Below are 18664 nucleotides of genomic sequence, written 5' to 3' on the forward strand. Positions count from 1 at the left end.
ACACGTGAAGCGGCTTATCCTGTGTTTTTCTCCGTATTCCGATCATTACCCTCAGCTTATGGTAACATATCCTGAACCTCAATGGGTAATATTCCAATCGGAAACCTGAAAAATGTTCACCCTGAGTGGACAAAATGAAACGTGTGAACCTTGTTCCAATATGTTAAAATACCTCCATGGGCACAATTCAATATGAAAATGGTGATAACGATGTCAAAAGAAAAACATAACACTCGTATCGTTGTCGGCATGTCGGGAGGAGTCGACTCCTCCGTAACAGCGCTCCTGCTCAAACAGCAGGGCTATGAAGTGATCGGCATCTTTATGAAAAACTGGGATGATACCGATGAGCTTGGCTACTGCACAGCTGAAGCGGACGCTGAAGACGTGCGCCGCGTGTGCGAGCAGCTCGACATTCCCTACTATACCGTCAATTTCGAGAAGGAATACTTTGATAAAGTATTTTCCTATTTCCTCGATGAATATAAAGCCGGGAGAACGCCGAACCCCGATGTCATGTGCAACCGTGAAATCAAATTCGGCGAATTTCTGAACAAGGCCATGGATCTGGGAGCCGACTACGTGGCTACCGGCCATTACGCCCGCGTCATCGAGGAAGACGGACAGTACCGGTTACTGCGCGGCGTCGACAGCAACAAGGATCAAACCTACTTCCTCAATGCGCTGAGCCAAGAGCAGCTCTCCAAGGCGATGTTCCCAATTGGGCATCTGCCGAAACCGGAGGTTCGCCGACTCGCTGAGGAAGCCGGACTGTACACCGCCAAGAAAAAAGACAGCACCGGCGTTTGCTTCATCGGCGAACGGAATTTCAAAGAATTTCTTGGACAATACCTCCCCGCCCAATCCGGCGATATGGTGGACATTGTCACCGGCGAAGTGAAGGGCCGTCATGATGGTTTGATGTACTACACGCTGGGACAACGCCAAGGTCTCGGAATCGGCGGATCAGGCTCCGGAGAGCCTTGGTTTGTTGCCGACAAAGATTTAACTAACAATATTCTGTACGTTGTTCAAGGCGATCATCCGAGTTTGTATTCAACCGGACTCGTTGCCTCCGGAATCAACTGGATTGCAGGACAAGACGCTATGCCCAAAGACGCCTACACCTGCACCGCGAAATTCCGCTACCGTCAGCCGGATCAGGAAGTTACGATAACTCCGCGCGAAGACGGAACCGTTCATGTCGCTTTTGCGAAGCCGCAAAAAGCAATCACGCCGGGACAAGCCGTTGTCTTCTACCAAGGGGACGACTGCCTTGGCGGAGGAACGATCGAAACGGCGGATAAAGTTCCATATTAATCCGCTGGCCTGAACGAAAAGAGCACACACTTAACACGGAGGAATCCGTAAAGTGTGTGCTCTTTTTTTACCTGCTAGCGAAGAACATATTCTACCGTTTCTCCCCGTTCTAGGCTGACGGCTACGTCAATGAAACGCTGATTGGAGCTGCCTCGAAAGGGAAGCGAGACATCCCTTAACTCCAGCTGGAATTTGCCATCCACGATTACATCGCACTGCATCGCCAATTCGCGCAGCTTCGGCTGCCTCAGCAGCGCTTCAAAGGTGAAGCCCGTGTAGGCCCATACACTTTTCCCGGGACAGAGGGTTCTGAGCTTGCGTACAAATACCGTGCATTCCTCCGGCGAGAAGAACGGGTCTCCACCGCATAAGGTCACGCCATCCAGCAAGGGGTTGTCGATGATATCCTGCAGGATGGACGCGGACAACTCTTCTGTAAACGGCTCCCCCGCTTCAAAGTCCCAGGGATCTGTATTAAAACATCCGGCGCACGCATGACGGCAGCCGCTCACGAATAGAACTGCCCGAAGTCCCGGACCTTCATTGATGCTCTCGGGAATGTATCCGCACACATTCACAGATGCTTCACCCGATCCCTGACCTCAGCCTGCTTGGCCGAATTGAAGCGCTCGGTATAATTGCCCGTTAAGTATCCCGTCACTCTCCGCAGCCGCTGGAAGTTTCCATCCGCCTCCAAGGCGCCGCATCCAGGGCAAGCACTTCCGATAATCCCTTCGTAGTTGCATGCCGGACAACGGTCGACGGGATGGTTTACAGAGAAATATCCAATGTTCTGCTTCAGCGCAAACTTCACGATGTCCTGAAAAGCAGCCGTATTCTGCCTTGCGTTGCCGTCCAGCTCCACATACGAAATCGCTCCTGCATTACACAGCTCATGGAAAGGAGCTTCGGAACGGATTTTGCGGTACGCGGCCATCGGATAGTACACCGGAATATGAAACGAGTTCGTATAATATTCGCGGTCTGTCACACCCTCGATCACCCCGAAGGTTTGCCGGTCCAGCTTCGTGAATTTTCCGGACAACCCTTCTGCCGGCGTGGCAAACAACGTGATGTTCAGGTTATATCTTTCACTGGCTGCATCGCAAAACTGGCGCATATGCCGGATGATCTCAATTCCCAGAACGCGACTGTTCTCATCCTCTCCGTGATGCAGTCCGGTCAACGCCTTCAGGCATTCGGCCAGCCCGATAAATCCAAGCGCCAGGGTACCGTGCTTAATCAGTTCGCGTACCTTGTCCTCCGGGGCCAGGGTTTCGCCGCCTTCCCACACGCCTTCCCGCATCATAAAATCCGACGCTTTGGCCGGTTGGTCGGCCTGCAGCTCGTAACGGTGAATCAAACCCTCTACCGCAATGGTCATATACTGATCCAGCTGCTCATAGAAGAGATTCAGGTCAGGCATATCCCGTTTCCCTTCGATGATGCCATGCTCAATGCCGAGACGAACCAGATTGATCGTATTAAAGGATAAGTTGCCTTTGCCGCTCAGGCGGTTTCGCCCGAACCGGTCTGAAATTGTCCGTGTCCGGCAGCCCATGGTGGCAATAATCGTGTCTGGCTCGTCCGGGTTATAGTAGACCAGATTAAACGACGCATCCACATTGACAAAATTCGGGTAGAGCCTGCGGCTGGAGCACTCAACGGCTTTCAGGAACAGATCGTAATTGGGCTCCCCTTGCGCCTGGTTAACCCCTTGCTTGCACTGAAAAATATGCTGCGGAAATATCGGCGTCTCGCCGCCGCCGAGCCCTTTCATCGTGGCATCCAGCAAAGCGTGGGATACCAGCCTACCTTCGGTTGACGTGCACATGCCGTAGTTCAGCGATGTAAAGGGAATTTGCCCGCCGGCCCGGCTGCTCATCGTGTTTAAATTATGGATCAGGGATTCCGCAGCCTGCTTTACTTCATTTACCGTTTCGTTATATGCGTAGTGATATATTGTCGGGTACATGTCCTTCAGTAGCCCATTGTCTATGTATATTTCGTTATCCTGAAGAGCTCGTTCATATGACCAATCCTCTCCATGCTCCGCTTCCCCGAAGTAGGCAAGCCCTTTGCGGAAATGCCGACGAAACGATTTGCCGACATACGGCGCTAGATCCCAATCGATTTTATTTCCGGACACGCCGCCGAATTGACTGTTCTGCTGGGATTGAAAGATGATGGCCACCAGCGCCATCGCGGTCATGATGCTCTGCGGCGGCCTGACCGATCCGTTACCGGTATTGAAGCCCTTGGCCAATAGACGGTCAAATGGGATGAAAATGCAGTTCGTCGTTCCGAGTGCATACTGGTCCAGGTCGTGCACGTACACATAGCCATCCCTCACCGCTCTCATGAGTTCTCCAGGCAGGATGAATTTGCTTGCCATCCATTTGGCGTACTCGGAGCCGATCCGACTCATTTTTCCACTGAAGGATTCTCCGTTCAGATTTGCATTCTCCCGGAGCAGATCCAGATTCGTTACCCCAATCACATCCCTGCTGATCTTGTAGAGTTCTCCCCGCCGCATCCGCTCCAGATCACGGGTTTCCCTGTAATGTTGATAAGCTGACGCCACCTTTGCGTATCCTGTACTTTGCAAATGCTCGACAACGATATCCTGAATTTCCTCCACGCTCACCTGTTCCATACCCGCGGTGGCATGAGCAACCTCATCCCCAATCCGCAAGGAGGCTTCCTTGCGGGAAGCACCCTCAACCGCAATAAATGCTTTATCCACCGCCTCCACGATCCGGCTTATCTCAAAATTCACCAGGCATCCGTCTCTCTTCATAACTTTCATGAATATAATCAACTCCTCGTCTACATCTCATCAACATACTATATATAGTTTTATTTTATTAATTTACATCCATATATAGTTTAATGCTGTGAGATAGATCACGCTTATTAATCCGAGAAACGGATCAGGCGATTCCTGAAAACATCCAAGAAGGGCCTGATACCCAACAGCAAAAAGGCACTCGAGCGATCATATCGATCACATCGGGTGCCTCTTGGTTTAGCTGCAGTAGGATTAACTTTCGGCAGGCGGCATCGGGGTTGGTGTCGGCTTAGCATAACCTGTGCTGTATTTTTCGTCGATTGCGATCCGAATCTCCATCAGACTCTTGCCCTCGCTGCTCATTTTGGCAGATTCCACGGCAATGTCCAAGCAAACCCCGCAGCGGGTGCCATGATCGTCCCACACCACGCTGCCGTCCTCCTGAATCTCATCAATAAAACAGTTCAGGTTGCTCTCATGACCGGCACTGTCCCCGCAGCCGCAATAACAAGGAATATATTTCAGGACATCACTCACCTGGGCGGATAATGCATAGATCGTTTGGAGCTCGCTGGTCTGGCTCTTCAAAAAGGCAGGCAGCTCGTCTATCGAGGCCGTCGCCTCCTGGATATCCCCATTGGACAGCTGGGTCTGATGCCCATGCTCATGCACGGCCTCGGCCTGTCCATTGGAGACCTGTTCCGAAGCGCTTTTTCCCGAGCAGCCGCTCAGCACCATGCCGACGGACAGCAGCAGGATGGCAAACCGTTGTTTCCCTGTTTTCATCATTCATTTCCCCCATTTGCGCGGCCGTAGTTACCATTCATGTTAATACGACCCTATTCTTCGCGTCGTAATCGCTGATTATGTGCGATCTTGGCTTCGTTCCCCTGCTCCGTCGCCTGATAGAACACCCGGCGGGAGAGCTCCTTCGGCAAATATTCCTGCTTGACGTAATGGCCCGGATAATCGTGCGGATACTTATAGCCGACATGTCCCAGCTTCACCGCCCCCGAGTAATGCGCATCACGCAGATGAAGCGGAACCTCTGCCGATTTCACTTCATCCATGGCGGACATCGCCCGGGATATGGCTGACACAACGCCATCGGATTTCGGGCTCTCCACCGCAAACAGGATGGCCTGGGCAATGTTAAGCTTGGCTTCCGGCCACCCGTTGTTCCGGTAGGCATCAAGTGCACTCACCGCCTGCACCATCGCTTGCGGATTGGCAAGTCCGATATCCTCGCTGCTGGCAGCAATCAAACGGCGGATGAACACCATCGGGTCCATCCCCAGCTTTTCGACCGCATACAAGAACCAGAACAAGGCCGCATCGCTGGAACCTCGAATGCTCTTATGAAAGGCGGATAGCACGTCATACTGCGTGGACTCGTCCGCCTTGACGAGCGGCTTGCGGATCGATTCCTCGGCCACTTCGAGCGTAATATGAACCGTACCGCCTGCATCAGGCGGGGTCGTCATCGCCGCCAGCTCAAGCGCATTCAGTGCACGCCGGATATCCCCGTTCGCCATGGTTGCAATATGCTCCAATGCTTCCTCATCGGCCTGGAGATCCATGAAGCCAAGACCTTTATCTGGGTCGGATAGCGCGCGCAACATGGCGATCATGGAATGGTTCTTAGTCAGCGGCTCAAGCTGGAACAAGGTTGAACGGCTCATCAAGGCCCCATTTACGTAATGAAAGGGGTTCTCTGTCGTCGCGCCGATAAATATAATCGTCCCGTTCTCCACGGCAGGCAGCAGCGCGTCCTGTCTTGAGCTGTTAAAGCGGTGAACCTCATCCAGAAACAGGATCGTTTTGGTGCCGTACAGGCTGCGGTTGCTTTGGGCTTGCTCGATGACTTCCCTCACGTCCTTAACCGAGGCTTCCACCGCATTCAGCCGAACGAAGTACCCCTTCGTTTGCTGTGAGATAATATGGGCCAGCGTTGTTTTGCCGCATCCCGGCGGCCCGTACAATAAAATGGAAGAAACCTGGTCTGCCTCTATGGCCCGTCTAAGCAGCTTGCCCGGACCGATAATGTGTTCTTGTCCTATATATTCATCCAGCGACGAAGGGCGCATCCGATCGGCCAGCAGCCGGGAATCACGGTCCCCTTCACGCCCGATACTGAATAAATCCATTGCTACACTTCCTTGTCTGATATCAATGCAAAGATAGCCGGTTTCAATCAAATCCGTCAGCCTCTATCATACCATATTCGATTTCGTTATGCCTGTAGCTAGCCTATGAGATCCAATCTGGTGATTCGAATAATCCATCGATATTCGCTGCTCGTTTAACATGATAACCAACTTTTATCTTTCCAGAGCGTTCAATATTATAGGAGACTATAGAGAATCCTTATCCAAGGAGAGTGGCTATGACAACTCGCAAGAAGTCCAAACGTAATTTATCAAACGGGGCTATCAATATGGGGATCAGTTTACTTGGACTCTATACCCATGTTAACCATAACAATCTATTAAAAGAGATCTTTGGGCCCGAATACCTCGACGATGAGAGACTCGCGATTAACCTGCTGTATGCCATCCTCATCTTGCAGTTCCTGGTCGGCCTTTATGCCTTCACTCGTTCATCCATCATTCTCTATGAATATAAGCAGGGCATCCGAAATGAGGAAGAGGACGAGGTTTCATTATAAACGTATCACTCGAATACCACGCACGAAGGGAGGCTATTGAATTGAAACGAAAGCCTATGCGAAAAATGACACTCTTCATCATCCTGGCAACTGCAGGTTCCATCCTCGCTGTATGGACTTTGATCCGGTTTATCGAAAATCTGGGCTCTTCCTACCAAATGCTTGGTTAGGCACAAGCACAACAAAATGACCCGCAGAGACAAGCACATGCCGACATGTACCACCCCACGGGACATTTTCCGTTCTTTCCTCTTCACGCTTAACGTTACTTCGTTAGTAACACCATCTCACCTTACTCCGCAGGCCAGCCGCTGGCCGTAATTTCTGAGGTCTCCGTCATGATATACGAAGGCAGCGGCTCCCCATGCAGCAGCCACAGCTCATGCAGTGCCCGCGTACATCCCACATACATCAGCTTGGCATCCCAAGCTTTCTCCGCGTAATGCGCCTGATCTGCATCCGCCACCACAACCGCATCGAACTCAAGCCCCTTGGACAAATAAACAGGAAGCACGGAATAACCGCCCTGATACGTTCCTTTGCTGCCATCAATCAGGTTCAGCTCCGGCCATTTCGAACTTAACCCCTCATGCAGCTCTTGCGCTTCTCGCAAGGTCCGAGTGAGTATAGCGACCGTCCGATATTCCTTAGCGATGAGTGCCTCCATCGCCCGTTCCAAATCTCTCGTTCTGGATTTCGCCGAATCATAAGGAATCAAGCGAACGGCATCGCCGCTTCGGAATACGGGTACGGCGAGCAGATCACTGCTAACCCCCTTCTCCAAAATGCCGTTCGCAAATTCGATAATCTCCATCGTGGAGCGATAACTGCGTGTCAAGGCAAAATAGGCTGTCTCCTCTTCCTTGAACAGGGAGCTCATCTCTTCCCACGCATGAACGCCGCGATAGGCATGAATGCCCTGCGACAAATCACCTAATATAGTGAAGGAATGTCCTCTGACGAACAGGTCCAGCACAGCCACCTGGAATGGCGAGAAATCCTGAGCCTCATCAATAACGATATGGTCAAAACGCTGCTCTCCGGTAATATCATTCAATAAACAGTGGAAATACAGCAAGGCAGGCAAATCCTCTTCGCGGACCACGTTCTTCTTCAAATCTTTACGCGTTGCGGCGAGCACCTCGGGCGGAATCAGAGCGGATAGCTCTTCAAACCACGATCCGGTTGCCTTAACCGCCCCAAACAATTGTTTATATAGTGAGACCGGCTCAAATTTAGGCCATCGGTTTGCATAAGCCTTTTCTCGTTGAGCCGCTTTTTTCTTTCGTTCTTTCATCAAGACCGCTGATGGCGATTTCTTCAGTTCCATCTCGACCCAGCGGTGCAATCTGGCCAGCAGCCGTTCCTTCCGTTTTGCTAATGGGTATGGTTTATATTCCTGGTAGAACCATTCCGCGATCGTCTCCTGTTTCAGAACGGCCCCCTCCCATGGAGAGAAGTCCCCGTCCGGGAGAGCTTCGGATTCGATAGCCACCACGCAGCGCCGGATGATCTCCATCAGTCTCAATGAGCCTTTATAGCGCCCGCTGACATTATCGTCAATATCCGGTGTCCCCTGACCCGGCTCCGTCTCGAACCATTGATGAAGCGTGTGGGTATGATCGTCCGAAGCGAGCTGAATATCGAGCAGCTCCGCTGCCCAATCGCCAAAGGTCCGCTGCTGTATATCACCGACTCCGAGCTCCGGCAGCACGTCGGATATGTAATCCAGAAACATCAGGTTGGGCGCGAATATGATCATTTTCTCCGCGGTTACCTGCTCTTTGTACTGATAGAGCAAATAAGCCAGCCGATGCAGTGCCACCGTCGTTTTTCCGCTTCCCGCCACCCCTTGGATGATGAGGGCGGTGTTTTTGGCTGCCCGGATGATTTTGTCCTGCTCGGCCTGAATCGTGGACACGATGTCCCGCAGCCGGTTATCCTTGTTCTCCCCGAGACGGTAAACCAAGAACTCATCGGATACCGCAGGCCCGCCGCTTTCCCGATTGTACGTATCCGATACCCGTTCCAAAATTTGCTTTCGGATCACGACGTTGCGTTTTAAATACACCAGCCCCTCGATGATTCCTTCGGGTGCTTCGAACGAAGCCGGGTCGGTACCGCCGGTAAACGAATAAAAAAGACTCGCAACCGGCGCTCGCCAATCAATCACCATCGGGTGATCCCCGGCATCTTCCTTATCGAAGCCGATCTTCCCGATGTAGAGCGGTTTCTTTGCTCCCGTACCGCTCTCCTGAAAATCCAGCCTCCCGAAGTAAGGCTCCGGCAAACTTTTGGCGAGGGCCTGCCGTTTCTCTTCACGCCCCGCTTCGAGCACCTGCTCCGTAAAATCATGGCCCGTGTATACCGGAATCCCGCGCAAACGTTCAAGCTGACGGTCAATTTCAACGATAACCTCGTTTAGCCTTGACTCTTCTTCTTGATAGGCACTTTGAAAAGATTCTGACACTTTCAGTTACCTCCTAAGAAACATATTTTTTTCGCATCGAAAGTCTGGCTTTAAGGGCCGTGACACAAAAAGGAGTTCCATTGTAGCACACCTGGCCCGGATATACTAGCAAAGCTCTGTCATCGGAATCCCATGGTGCCGGCTTGCCATCATAATCGTTTCGTCAATGACCATAAAAAAACGCAGCGTCCCTTGCTTGGGACACTGCGTTTTATTAACCACGCTAACCTTTGCCGAAAGGCTGTTTCTCCCTGCCTTCCGTTTGTCTATCGTTTTCTCGATCCGAGTTTGAGTTTGTCTAGATGCCTGTTACAACGAGACGCCGCCTTTTTCGAGCAGTTCTTTCACCGTCACGCTGACCATAATAAGTCCGGCCACGGGCGGAACGAAGGCATTGCTTGCCGGCGGCTGCTTCGCCTTCCGGATTTCAGGGGCATTCTCGGGTACGATCTTCTCCGTAACGTCCTGGCGGGGTTTCATCGGCTCCTCTAGAGAGAATACGACCTTGACCCCTTTCTTGATGCCATCTTTGCGCAGCTTGGTGCGTACAATACGGGCAATCGGGTCCATGGAGGTTTTGGAGATGTCGGCTACCTGGAACTTCGTGGGGTCCATTTTGTTGGCTGCCCCCATGCTGGAGATGATCGGAATACCGCGCCGCAGGCATTCCTTGATCAGGTGCACTTTATAAATAATCGTATCCGATGCATCAATCACATAATCCAGTTCGAATTTAAACAACTCTTCATACGTTTCTTCAGTGTAGAACATGTTCAGGGCAATCGCTTCACATTCCGGATTGATCAGTTTAACCCGATCCACCATCAGATCCGCTTTCTTCTGACCTACCGTGGTCGTTAACGCATGTATCTGCCGATTGATGTTGGTGATATCCACCACGTCTTTGTCGATCAGAATGATACGGCCGACCCCGGTACGGGCGAGGGCCTCCACCGCAATGGCGCCCACGCCGCCGATACCGAGCACCGCCACGGTGCTGTTCTTCATGACTTCAAGGCCTTCAGGCCCTATGGCTAATTCCGTACGGGAAAATTGGTGCAGCATAATTCAAGCAACCTCCTTTTTCAAGAACAACAGGCTTATTATTTCTCGTCGCCCGGCTTCTTGGCGAGTTTGATATGCAGCTGCTCCAGTTGTCCTCCGTCCACCTGGGAAGGAGCGTCCATCAACAGATCCGTTGCGCTTGCCGTTTTCGGGAACGCAATCGTTTCACGCAGGTTGGTGCGTCCGGCAAGCAGCATCACCAAACGGTCCAACCCGAAGGCGATTCCGCCGTGCGGAGGAGTGCCGTACTCAAAGGCGTCCATAAGATAGCCGAATTTGTCGTGCGCCACTTCCGGCGACATACCAAGAGCCGCAAACATTTTCTCTTGGATCTCGCGTTTGTAAATCCGCATGGAACCGCCGCCTACTTCGTATCCATTCAGAACGATGTCATATGCTTCTGCGCGTACGGCAAGCGGATCCGTATCCATCAATTCCAGATCTTCGTCTTTTGGACGGGTGAACGGATGATGCTCGGCCACATAGCGTTTCGCTTCTTCATCATAACTGAACAGCGGGAAGTCCAGCACCCAAGCAAACTTGTATTCGTTGTCGTTGATCAGGCCAAGCTGACGTCCGATTTTCAAGCGGAGCGCGCCTAGGACATCGGCAACCACTTTTTTATTGTCTGCGGAGAACAACAGCAAGTCGCCGTCTTCGGCACCCGTACGTTCTCTTACCGCTTCAATTTCCTGTTCGCTGAAGAATTTCACGATAGGCCCCTTAAATTCGCCTTCTTTCACTTGAATCCAGGCAAGACCCTTCGCTCCGTAACGGGCTGCGTATGGCCCCAGATCGTCAATTTCCTTACGTGTCCAAGTCCCGCAGCCTTTAGCGTTCAAGCACTTCACTTCGCCGCCTTTTTCAATGACGGAAGAGAATACTTTAACGCCGCTGCTTGCAACGATATCGTTCATTTCGATCAATTCCAAACCGAAGCGAAGATCCGGCTTGTCGGAGCCGTATTTGCCCATCGCATCGGCATAACTGATACGCTGGAATGGCGTTGCAAGTTCAACGCCGATGGTTTCCTTGAACAACTTCACCATCAGCTGCTCCATCATGTTAAGGAGATCGTCGCGTTCCATGAAGGACGTCTCGATGTCGACCTGGGTAAACTCAGGCTGACGGTCAGCACGCAAGTCTTCATCACGGAAGCAGCGTGCGATTTGGTAGTAACGCTCAAGCCCGCTCACCATAAGGAGCTGCTTGTAAATTTGCGGAGATTGTGGAAGGGCAAAGAATTCACCTGCGTGTACGCGGCTCGGTACGAGATAGTCGCGTGCGCCTTCCGGCGAGCTCTTGGTCAGAATTGGCGTTTCCACATCCACAAAGCCTTCGTCATCGAGGAAGTCGCGGAATATTTTCGATGCTTTGGAGCGCAGCATCAGCGTTTTTTGCATCTCTGGACGGCGCAGGTCGAGATAGCGATATTTCAAGCGAAGCTGCTCATCCACCTCCACGCCGTCTTCGATAAAGAACGGAGGTGTTTTGGCTGCATTCAGCACTTCAATGCTTGTCACTTGGACTTCGATTTCGCCAGTCGGCAGGTTCGGGTTGAACGTTTCAGGATCACGTTTTACGACTTTACCGGATACGGCCACCACGAATTCGCTGCGGACCTTATCAGCGACGGCCAAAGCCTCGCCGGAGAAATCCGGGTTAAATACGATTTGCATGATGCCGCTGCGATCGCGAAGATCGATGAACAGCACGCCGCCCAAGTCGCGGCGGGTCTGTACCCAGCCGTTCAGTGTTACAGTTTCTCCAATGTTCGCGGTTGTCAGGTGACCGCAATGATGCGTCCTTTTCATCGTTTATCATTCCCCTTTAATATAATGAAGTCGCTTCATGCGACGATTAAACCAATTCTTGAACCAGACGATCCAATCTCACCGTACGCTGCTCGCCGGTCTCCATCGACTTGAGGGCAATTTCTCCTCGTGCCAGTTCGTCTTCACCCAAAATGGCGGTATAACGAGCTTGCAAACGGTCGGCGGATTTCATCTGGGCTTTCATTTTCCGGCCGAGGTAATCGCGTTCAGCAGCTACCCCTTTGCTCCGCAGTTCGTAGATCAATTTTGCCACTTCCTGCTCGGCAGCTTCACCCAGCGCCACCAGATAGACATCCAGCGGTTTGGCGGCCGACAGATTGACCCCTTGATGCTCCAGAATCAATTGGATTCGCTCAAGACCAATCCCGAACCCGATGCCAGGCTGATCCGGTCCGCCAATCTGATCGACCAGTCCGTTGAACCGTCCGCCGCCGCCTACCGTATCAATCGCGCCGATGCCCTGGGCCTTGAATTCAAATGCGGTATGCGTATAATAGTCCAATCCCCGAACAAGTCTTGGATTGATCTCATACTCGATGCCCATAGCGTCCAGATACCCTTTCACTTTTTCAAAGTGCGTGCTGCATTCCTCGTCCAGGCTGTCCAGGATCGAAGGCGCATCACCGAACTTCCCTTGGTCCTTCTTGCAATCCAACACGCGCAGCGGGTTGCGTTCCATGCGCGATTGGCAATCCGAGCATAGGTTCTCTTTCATCGGTTCCAGGAAAGCAAGCAGCGCACTGCGGTAAGCCGCCCGTACCTCAGGCGTCCCAACAGAGTTAATCTCTGCTTTTACCCCATTCAGCCCAAGCTCCTTGTAGAAGCTGTATCCCAGCGCAATCACCTCGGCATCGATAGCCGGATCTGCCGTCCCGAACACCTCGACGCCGAACTGATGGAACTGACGGTAACGTCCAGCCTGTGGACGCTCGTAGCGGAACATGGGACCCATGTAATACAGCTTCGTGACGTCAGGCTCCCCATACAGCTTGTTTTGCACGTAAGCCCGGACGACGCCTGCTGTTCCTTCTGGACGAAGGGTCATGCTGCGATCCCCTTTATCCTTGAACGTATACATTTCCTTCTCTACGATGTCGGTGGTTTCGCCCACCCCGCGTTCGAACAACTCGGTCTGTTCAAAGATCGGTGTGCGGATTTCGCGATAGTTGTATCTCCGGCACAAATCGCGTGCCTTCTCCTCGATAAACTGCCATTTCTCGACGGCACCTGGCAGGATGTCCTGCGTGCCTGTTGGTTTCTCGAATTTCTCGTTTGCCATCTTCATCCCTCCACGTCCTATGACATCTTCACCTTTTGAACATGTCCCTTACCTTGATCTGGTTCATCACTTAGAACTAACTTAGAACTAACTATGGAAAAACTCCTAGGGAGTCATTTCGCAATACGTCGTGAAAACTAAAAAATCTCCCGCCCCGTTGTTCTAAGACAACAGGGACGAGAGATATCATATAATCACCCGTGGTACCACCCACATTCCGGCGTTGACACACCCTACAGTGCGTTCAACCATCCGCTTCATCCGTTTAACGCCCGGCCGCGCAGTTCGGCTACTGTCTATCCCACCGGGTAACCGGTGCTTGCTTCGCCGTCTGTTCTCGGGGAGGTCATTCGTCCACTCATCAAGCGAATCCTTACAGCCAAAGGGATTCTTCTCTGGTCTTGTGGGGATGGAGTACTTGTTCCCGTCATGAAATCTGTTATTCATAAATATAGTATACCCAAAACATTATATTTTTAGATTCTAATGAACTGCCACACTAAAGTCAAGAAACTTTGTTGAATTTCCCCGAAAAAAGAAAAAAACCTACAAACCACGTTGTAGGTCCAAAACATATATTATATAAAAAAGGGGGTCATGCTGTTATTATAAACAGGGAATATTAAAGGAACATTGAACAAACATTACAGTTATGTTACAAGCGAGAAAGCGCTTTTACTATTAAAACCATGAAAGGGCTGCTCCAGCAGCGGAACAGCCCTTTTTCGTTCCCAGGGATACGCGGCCCCACGAGAATGAATATCTTTTATCTTCAATAAGGGGATAACGCTGCCGGCTTCTTCGCTAATTAATCAAATCGCTCCACATAAGCGTTATTCGCCCGCAAATCATGCACAATCTGATCGTAATCCTCGTCCCTTACCTTAACGGACAGCGTATATCTCAGATCATCATAGTCCCGGTCGGTCACGTCCGCTTCGCGCCATGTGTCGCCCAGCGTGTCATCGCCGTGCGGCCGATCTTGCGCTATATCGCGGCTGGCATTGGCATCCCGGGAGCCCACGATAACCCCGGGAGCCCCGACGACTCCGCCGGGAGCCCCCATCGTTGTAGCCCCTGCGGTCGCTCCACCCGTGCCGGAATTACCCCATGGCACCAGCGGCACGAGGATATTCCCTCCACCTCGAACCGGATCCTGAAGCTGTCCCACCTCCAGCTGCTCCGTGTTGTACGTTAACAGCTTTGTCCTTGCGCCTTCCGCGTCGTCTTCCGTTCTGAAATAAGCTTGAATTTGTCTAGACATGTCCATTCCTCCTTTTTTCAACCCACTTGTTTGAAAGACCGGTATAACATGGACAACCATTGCAGCTTGCAGCTGCTATCCACTTACAGTGCCTTTAACAGCTCGCGCACGAAGGCTGGCTCGTCTTTCGGCGTCCGGGAAGTAATGAAGTTGCGGTCCACGACGACTTCCTCATCCTTAAAGTTTGCGCCGGCATTTACCATGTCATCTTGAAGCGGAGGATAGGAAGTAATCGTTCGTCCCTTCAGCAGGTCGGCACTTGCCAGAATTTGCGGCCCGTGGCATATCGAGGCAATCGGTTTGCCTGCCTTGTCCGCTGATGCAACAAACTGCAATATATGGGAATCCAGACGCAAATTTTCCGGAGAAGAGCCGCCTGGAATAACCACCGCATCATAATCGTTTATATTGACGTCGGCTATGGCTTTATCCGTTGTATACGATGCCTTGCCTTGTTTACCCTTTACCTCTTGTCCTTGCTTCAATCCAATAATATCAGCTTGATGCCCCGCTTCCTTCACGGCATCATAAGGAGTTTTCATCTCGGAATCTTCGAATTGGTCAGCTAGTAGAAATGCAACTTTACTCATCTGGCATGTCTCCTTTCATGATCGTCCTCGATTTGTTATTACCCTGGAATGTCCTTTTTATAACAGCGGAATGGACGGAAGTCCTACGATCTACACCGTTCAGGTACAGTACATGGGCATTACAAGGACTCTAAGGACTCCCGGTTTATGAGTGAAATAAAAAAAGGCCTGAAATGTTCTCAGGCTCTGCTACGTCGTCACCAGAAGTGACTCACTATCCTATTTAGCTCTACGATCTCGGCAGCTGCTTCCGCATATTTCCCTTTATGCTAATGAGTTGTACAGAATCTTCCGAAGCCGTAACCATGCGTTCTGTGCTCGCTGCTTCCCTAATGTCTCCGGACCCGACCATCGTAGGCAAACTGCTCCATATCGAAAATTTGGGAGGTTGACGCATAACGAACACGACTCCTTTTTAAGTGTGAATACCTAACAAGCGATTATCCACTCAGGATGCCCCAACTCTCCAATATGATGCATGCTGCCCGCCTATTTAACCGTTTATGATCTGCTGTCAATAATCAGGGTTACCGGTCCCCAATTGGTTAGCGACACGTCCATCATAGCTCCGAATATCCCGGTCTCAACCTGCAATCCCTTCGCTAAGAGCTCGCGGTTAAAGGATTCGTACAATGCATTCGCTTCATCCGGTTTGGCGGCGGCCATGAAGTTCGGACGTTTTCCCTTGCGGGTGTCGCCATAGAGCGTAAACTGGGATACCGACAGAATGGCTCCGCCCACGTCCTGGACACTAAAATTCATTTTTCCATCCTCATCCTCAAAAATCCGCAGCCCTGCAACCTTCTCGGCAAGGTATTTGGCATCCTTCTCTTCATCCTCGTGCGTAACACCAACCAGCACCATCAATCCCGCTTCAATCTTGCCAACGATTTCATTGTCAACCGTGACTTGCGCATGCTTACATCTTTGAATAACCACTCTCATTGGTTTAGCTCCTTCATTTCCATAAGAAAAATGTCTATCAATGTACTCTCTAAGAAGACAGACCGCGTTTAGCGGTAGTTTTTCTTGCGATATTAGGCAGCAGAGCCTCCGAAGTCTATACTCTGATATCTTAAAATAAAACGGCCTGTCTCCCGCAGGATAACAGACCGCCCATTCGTTTAATATCCGAGACTATCCATGTCCATGAACCCCGGTGTCCGTTAACCACGCAAGCGTGCCGTCATAGCCATTACTGCATGATTCGATGAACGGTATAAACATCCTTCACCCGCTTGATTCGTTCCACAACGGAATGGAGGTGATCCGTATTGCGGATCAAAATCGTCATGTGGATCATCGCCATTTTGTTCTTATCAGATCGGCCGGTCACAGCGGAAATATTCGTCTTGCTCTCTGACACCGCCTGAAGAACTTCATTTAACAGTCCGTTACGATCATGGCCCGTCACTTCGATATCGACGCTGTAATTAGCCTCAACGGCCGTTTCCCACTCCACTTCAATCACGCGCGCGGCATCTTCGCCTTCACCCATGGACGGCAGATTGGCACAATCCGAACGATGGACCGATACCCCGCGTCCGCGGGTAACGTAACCGACAATATCATCGCCGGGAACGGGATTGCAGCATCTCGCAAAACGTACAAGCAGATTATCAATCCCCTTAACGCGAACGCCGTTAGTCGGACGGCTTCGTTTCTCCGCCGGCTTGATTTCCTTCATCTCGGAGGTCAATTCAAGCTGATTCGCTTCCTCCTGCTCCTTACGGAGCTTCTCGGTCACTTTGGTGCAGATTTGAGCGGCCGTGATCCCGCCGAAGCCAACCGCGGATAACATATCCTCGATATCATTAAAGGCAAATTTCTTGGCCGCCTCCATTAATTTATCATCGGTCGTCCACTCGGACACATCAAGACCGAGGCGCTTGATCTCGCGCTCCAGCATCTCGCGCCCCTTCTCCACGTTCTCTTCCCGCTTCTCTTTCTTGAACCATTGCTTGATCTTACTGCGGGCATGCGAGGATTGGGCAATCTTCAACCAGTCCTGGCTAGGACCGTATGAATGTTTCGATGTTAAAATTTCCACAATGTCTCCGGTCTTGAGCTGATGATCCAGCGGAACAATTCTGCCGTTGACCTTCGCACCAATGGTGCGGTTTCCTACTTCAGTATGAATTCGGTAAGCAAAATCGAGAGGGACGGAGCCTGAGGGCAGCTCGATCACTTCGCCTTTTGGCGTAAACACAAAGACCAAATCAGAGAAAAAGTCCATCTTCAAAGATTCTACAAACTCCGAGGCATCCTTCGTCTCATGCTGCAGTTCCAATATTTCACGGAAGAACGTCATCTTATTATCGAAGCTGCCTCCGTTGCCTGCGGAACCTTCTTTATAGGACCAGTGTGCTGCAATACCGTACTCCGCCGTACGATGCATCTCCCAGGTCCGGATCTGAACCTCCGTCGGTTCCCCGTTCGGTCCAACCACCGTCGTGTGAAGGGATTGATACATATTCGTTTTTGGCATGGCGATATAATCTTTGAAACGGCCAGGCATCGGCTTCCACAGGGTGTGGATGATCCCCAGCGTAGCATAACAATCCTTAATATTGTCCACAATAATGCGGATTGCAAGGAGATCATAAATTTCGTTGAATTGTTTGTTCTTGACCGTCATTTTCTTAAACACGCTGTAGATATGCTTCGGTCTACCGGATAAGTCGGCTTGTATGCCCATCTCGTCAAGCTTCTCACGAATACAGACGATGACGTTGTCGATGTATTGCTCTCGTTCGGCCCGCTTCTTGTGCATCAAATTCGCAATGCGGTAATACTGCTGCGGATTCAAGTAACGAAGCGCAATATCCTCCATCTCCCACTTGATCGCGGAAATACCTAGACGATGGGCGATCGGGCAAAAGATCTCTAGCGTTTCATATGAAATACGGCGCTGGCTTTCCTCGGACTGATACTTAAGAGTACGCATATTATGAAGCCGGTCCGCCAGCTTAATCACGATCACCCGGATGTCCCGTGCCATCGCGATAAACATTTTACGATAATTTTCGTTCTGCTGCTCTTCTTTGGATCGGAATTGGATACGTTCGAGTTTCGTTAAACCATCCACCAGCAGTGCACAGGTATCCCCGAAGCGCTCACGGATCTGCTCGAGCGATACGGTTGTATCCTCAACGACATCATGAAGCAACGCAGCAATAATAGACAACGTGTCCATCTGCATATTCACCACGATGTCTGCAACCGCAAGCGGATGAAGAATATAAGGTTCTCCCGATTTCCGCACTTGTCCGTGGTGGGCTTGCTCCGCAAATTCATAAGCTTCCTGGATGCGGAGAAGATCGGGTTCTTTTGTATAGGCGCTGGCCTTTTCGAGTAATCGCTCTATGCCCATTTTGGAGTC

General features: G+C 51.2%; 15 protein-coding genes. 3 read left to right on the plus strand and 12 right to left on the minus strand.

Features of this window, described 5'->3' with window-relative positions:
- Positions 1-210 precede the first annotated feature (210 nt).
- Complete coding sequence (mnmA, locus tag ACETK5_RS19960; RefSeq protein ID WP_326093786.1) at positions 211-1320, plus strand: tRNA 2-thiouridine(34) synthase MnmA; 1110 nt, start codon at positions 211-213, stop codon at positions 1318-1320.
- Positions 1321-1394: 74 nt separating this feature from the next.
- Here the strand turns inward: mnmA and nrdG are convergent, their stop codons facing one another.
- The 4 genes from nrdG to ACETK5_RS19980 all read right to left on the minus strand — a co-directional run bounded on the left by nrdG (position 1395) and on the right by ACETK5_RS19980 (position 6258).
- Positions 1395-1898, minus strand: coding sequence for an anaerobic ribonucleoside-triphosphate reductase activating protein (gene nrdG, locus ACETK5_RS19965; RefSeq protein WP_394057272.1), 504 nt, complete (start codon positions 1896-1898; stop codon positions 1395-1397).
- A complete protein-coding gene (locus tag ACETK5_RS19970; protein WP_100535774.1) occupies positions 1895-4129 on the minus strand; it encodes an anaerobic ribonucleoside triphosphate reductase in 2235 nt (744 codons plus the stop codon). The genes nrdG and ACETK5_RS19970 overlap by 4 nt, the downstream gene beginning before the upstream one ends.
- A 234-nt stretch (positions 4130-4363) precedes the next feature.
- A complete protein-coding gene (locus ACETK5_RS19975; protein WP_100535773.1) occupies positions 4364-4900 on the minus strand; it encodes a PCYCGC motif-containing (lipo)protein in 537 nt (178 codons plus the stop codon).
- Between the two features lie 50 nt (positions 4901-4950).
- Entirely contained in the window at positions 4951-6258 is a 1308-nt protein-coding gene (locus ACETK5_RS19980; protein ID WP_100539272.1) for a replication-associated recombination protein A, read from the minus strand.
- A gap of 239 nt (positions 6259-6497) precedes the next feature.
- Here ACETK5_RS19980 and ACETK5_RS19985 point away from each other — a divergent pair, with 239 nt between their 5' ends.
- Complete coding sequence (locus tag ACETK5_RS19985) at positions 6498-6779, plus strand: hypothetical protein (RefSeq protein ID WP_100535772.1); 282 nt, start codon at positions 6498-6500, stop codon at positions 6777-6779.
- Positions 6780-6820: 41 nt separating this feature from the next.
- On the plus strand, positions 6821-6949 hold the full coding sequence (locus ACETK5_RS19990; RefSeq protein ID WP_272868173.1) for a hypothetical protein: 129 nt from the start codon (positions 6821-6823) through the stop codon (positions 6947-6949).
- Between the two features lie 122 nt (positions 6950-7071).
- Here the strand turns inward: ACETK5_RS19990 and ACETK5_RS19995 are convergent, their stop codons facing one another.
- The 8 genes from ACETK5_RS19995 to ACETK5_RS20030 all read right to left on the minus strand — a co-directional run bounded on the left by ACETK5_RS19995 (position 7072) and on the right by ACETK5_RS20030 (position 18655).
- Positions 7072-9249, minus strand: coding sequence for a HelD family protein (locus ACETK5_RS19995; protein ID WP_100535771.1), 2178 nt, complete (start codon positions 9247-9249; stop codon positions 7072-7074).
- Between the two features lie 309 nt (positions 9250-9558).
- Positions 9559-10314 carry a tRNA threonylcarbamoyladenosine dehydratase gene (locus ACETK5_RS20000; protein WP_100535770.1) on the minus strand — a complete coding sequence of 252 codons (756 nt, stop codon included), beginning with the start codon at positions 10312-10314 and terminating at the stop codon, positions 9559-9561.
- Positions 10315-10352: 38 nt separating this feature from the next.
- Positions 10353-12128, minus strand: a complete 1776-nt coding sequence (gene aspS / locus ACETK5_RS20005; protein WP_100535769.1) for an aspartate--tRNA ligase — start codon at positions 12126-12128, stop codon at positions 10353-10355.
- Positions 12129-12174: 46 nt separating this feature from the next.
- Positions 12175-13428 (minus strand): histidine--tRNA ligase, encoded by a 1254-nt coding sequence (hisS, locus tag ACETK5_RS20010; protein ID WP_100535768.1) that lies wholly within the window; start codon positions 13426-13428, stop codon positions 12175-12177.
- A gap of 808 nt (positions 13429-14236) precedes the next feature.
- The gene (locus ACETK5_RS20015) at positions 14237-14692 is read right to left on the minus strand and encodes a hypothetical protein (RefSeq protein WP_326114830.1); all 456 of its coding nucleotides are present in this window, start codon (positions 14690-14692) and stop codon (positions 14237-14239) included.
- Positions 14693-14775: 83 nt separating this feature from the next.
- Complete coding sequence (locus ACETK5_RS20020) at positions 14776-15282, minus strand: type 1 glutamine amidotransferase domain-containing protein (protein WP_100535766.1); 507 nt, start codon at positions 15280-15282, stop codon at positions 14776-14778.
- Positions 15283-15783: 501 nt separating this feature from the next.
- Positions 15784-16227 (minus strand): D-aminoacyl-tRNA deacylase, encoded by a 444-nt coding sequence (dtd, locus tag ACETK5_RS20025; protein ID WP_100535765.1) that lies wholly within the window; start codon positions 16225-16227, stop codon positions 15784-15786.
- 250 nt (positions 16228-16477) lie between these two features.
- Positions 16478-18655 carry a RelA/SpoT family protein gene (locus ACETK5_RS20030; RefSeq protein WP_100535764.1) on the minus strand — a complete coding sequence of 726 codons (2178 nt, stop codon included), beginning with the start codon at positions 18653-18655 and terminating at the stop codon, positions 16478-16480.
- Positions 18656-18664: the final 9 nt, after the last annotated feature.

The sequence above is a fragment of the Paenibacillus ilasis genome (assembly GCF_043195395.1).
Taxonomy (GTDB): domain Bacteria; phylum Bacillota; class Bacilli; order Paenibacillales; family Paenibacillaceae; genus Paenibacillus_AQ; species Paenibacillus_AQ lautus.

What these genes read in the sequence shown, in the direction of transcription:
- mnmA (WP_326093786.1), top strand. Translation starts at nt 211, where the DNA reads ATGTCAAAAGAAAAACATAACACTCGTATCGTTGTCGGCATGTCGGGA.
- ACETK5_RS19970 (WP_100535774.1), bottom strand. Translation starts at nt 4,129, where the DNA reads ATGAAAGTTATGAAGAGAGACGGATGCCTGGTGAATTTTGAGATAAGC.
- ACETK5_RS19975 (WP_100535773.1), bottom strand. Translation starts at nt 4,900, where the DNA reads ATGATGAAAACAGGGAAACAACGGTTTGCCATCCTGCTGCTGTCCGTC.
- ACETK5_RS19980 (WP_100539272.1), bottom strand. Translation starts at nt 6,258, where the DNA reads ATGGATTTATTCAGTATCGGGCGTGAAGGGGACCGTGATTCCCGGCTG.
- ACETK5_RS19985 (WP_100535772.1), top strand. Translation starts at nt 6,498, where the DNA reads ATGACAACTCGCAAGAAGTCCAAACGTAATTTATCAAACGGGGCTATC.
- ACETK5_RS20000 (WP_100535770.1), bottom strand. Translation starts at nt 10,314, where the DNA reads ATGCTGCACCAATTTTCCCGTACGGAATTAGCCATAGGGCCTGAAGGC.
- aspS (WP_100535769.1), bottom strand. Translation starts at nt 12,128, where the DNA reads ATGAAAAGGACGCATCATTGCGGTCACCTGACAACCGCGAACATTGGA.
- hisS (WP_100535768.1), bottom strand. Translation starts at nt 13,428, where the DNA reads ATGGCAAACGAGAAATTCGAGAAACCAACAGGCACGCAGGACATCCTG.
- ACETK5_RS20015 (WP_326114830.1), bottom strand. Translation starts at nt 14,692, where the DNA reads ATGTCTAGACAAATTCAAGCTTATTTCAGAACGGAAGACGACGCGGAA.
- ACETK5_RS20020 (WP_100535766.1), bottom strand. Translation starts at nt 15,282, where the DNA reads ATGAGTAAAGTTGCATTTCTACTAGCTGACCAATTCGAAGATTCCGAG.
- dtd (WP_100535765.1), bottom strand. Translation starts at nt 16,227, where the DNA reads ATGAGAGTGGTTATTCAAAGATGTAAGCATGCGCAAGTCACGGTTGAC.
- ACETK5_RS20030 (WP_100535764.1), bottom strand. Translation starts at nt 18,655, where the DNA reads ATGGGCATAGAGCGATTACTCGAAAAGGCCAGCGCCTATACAAAAGAA.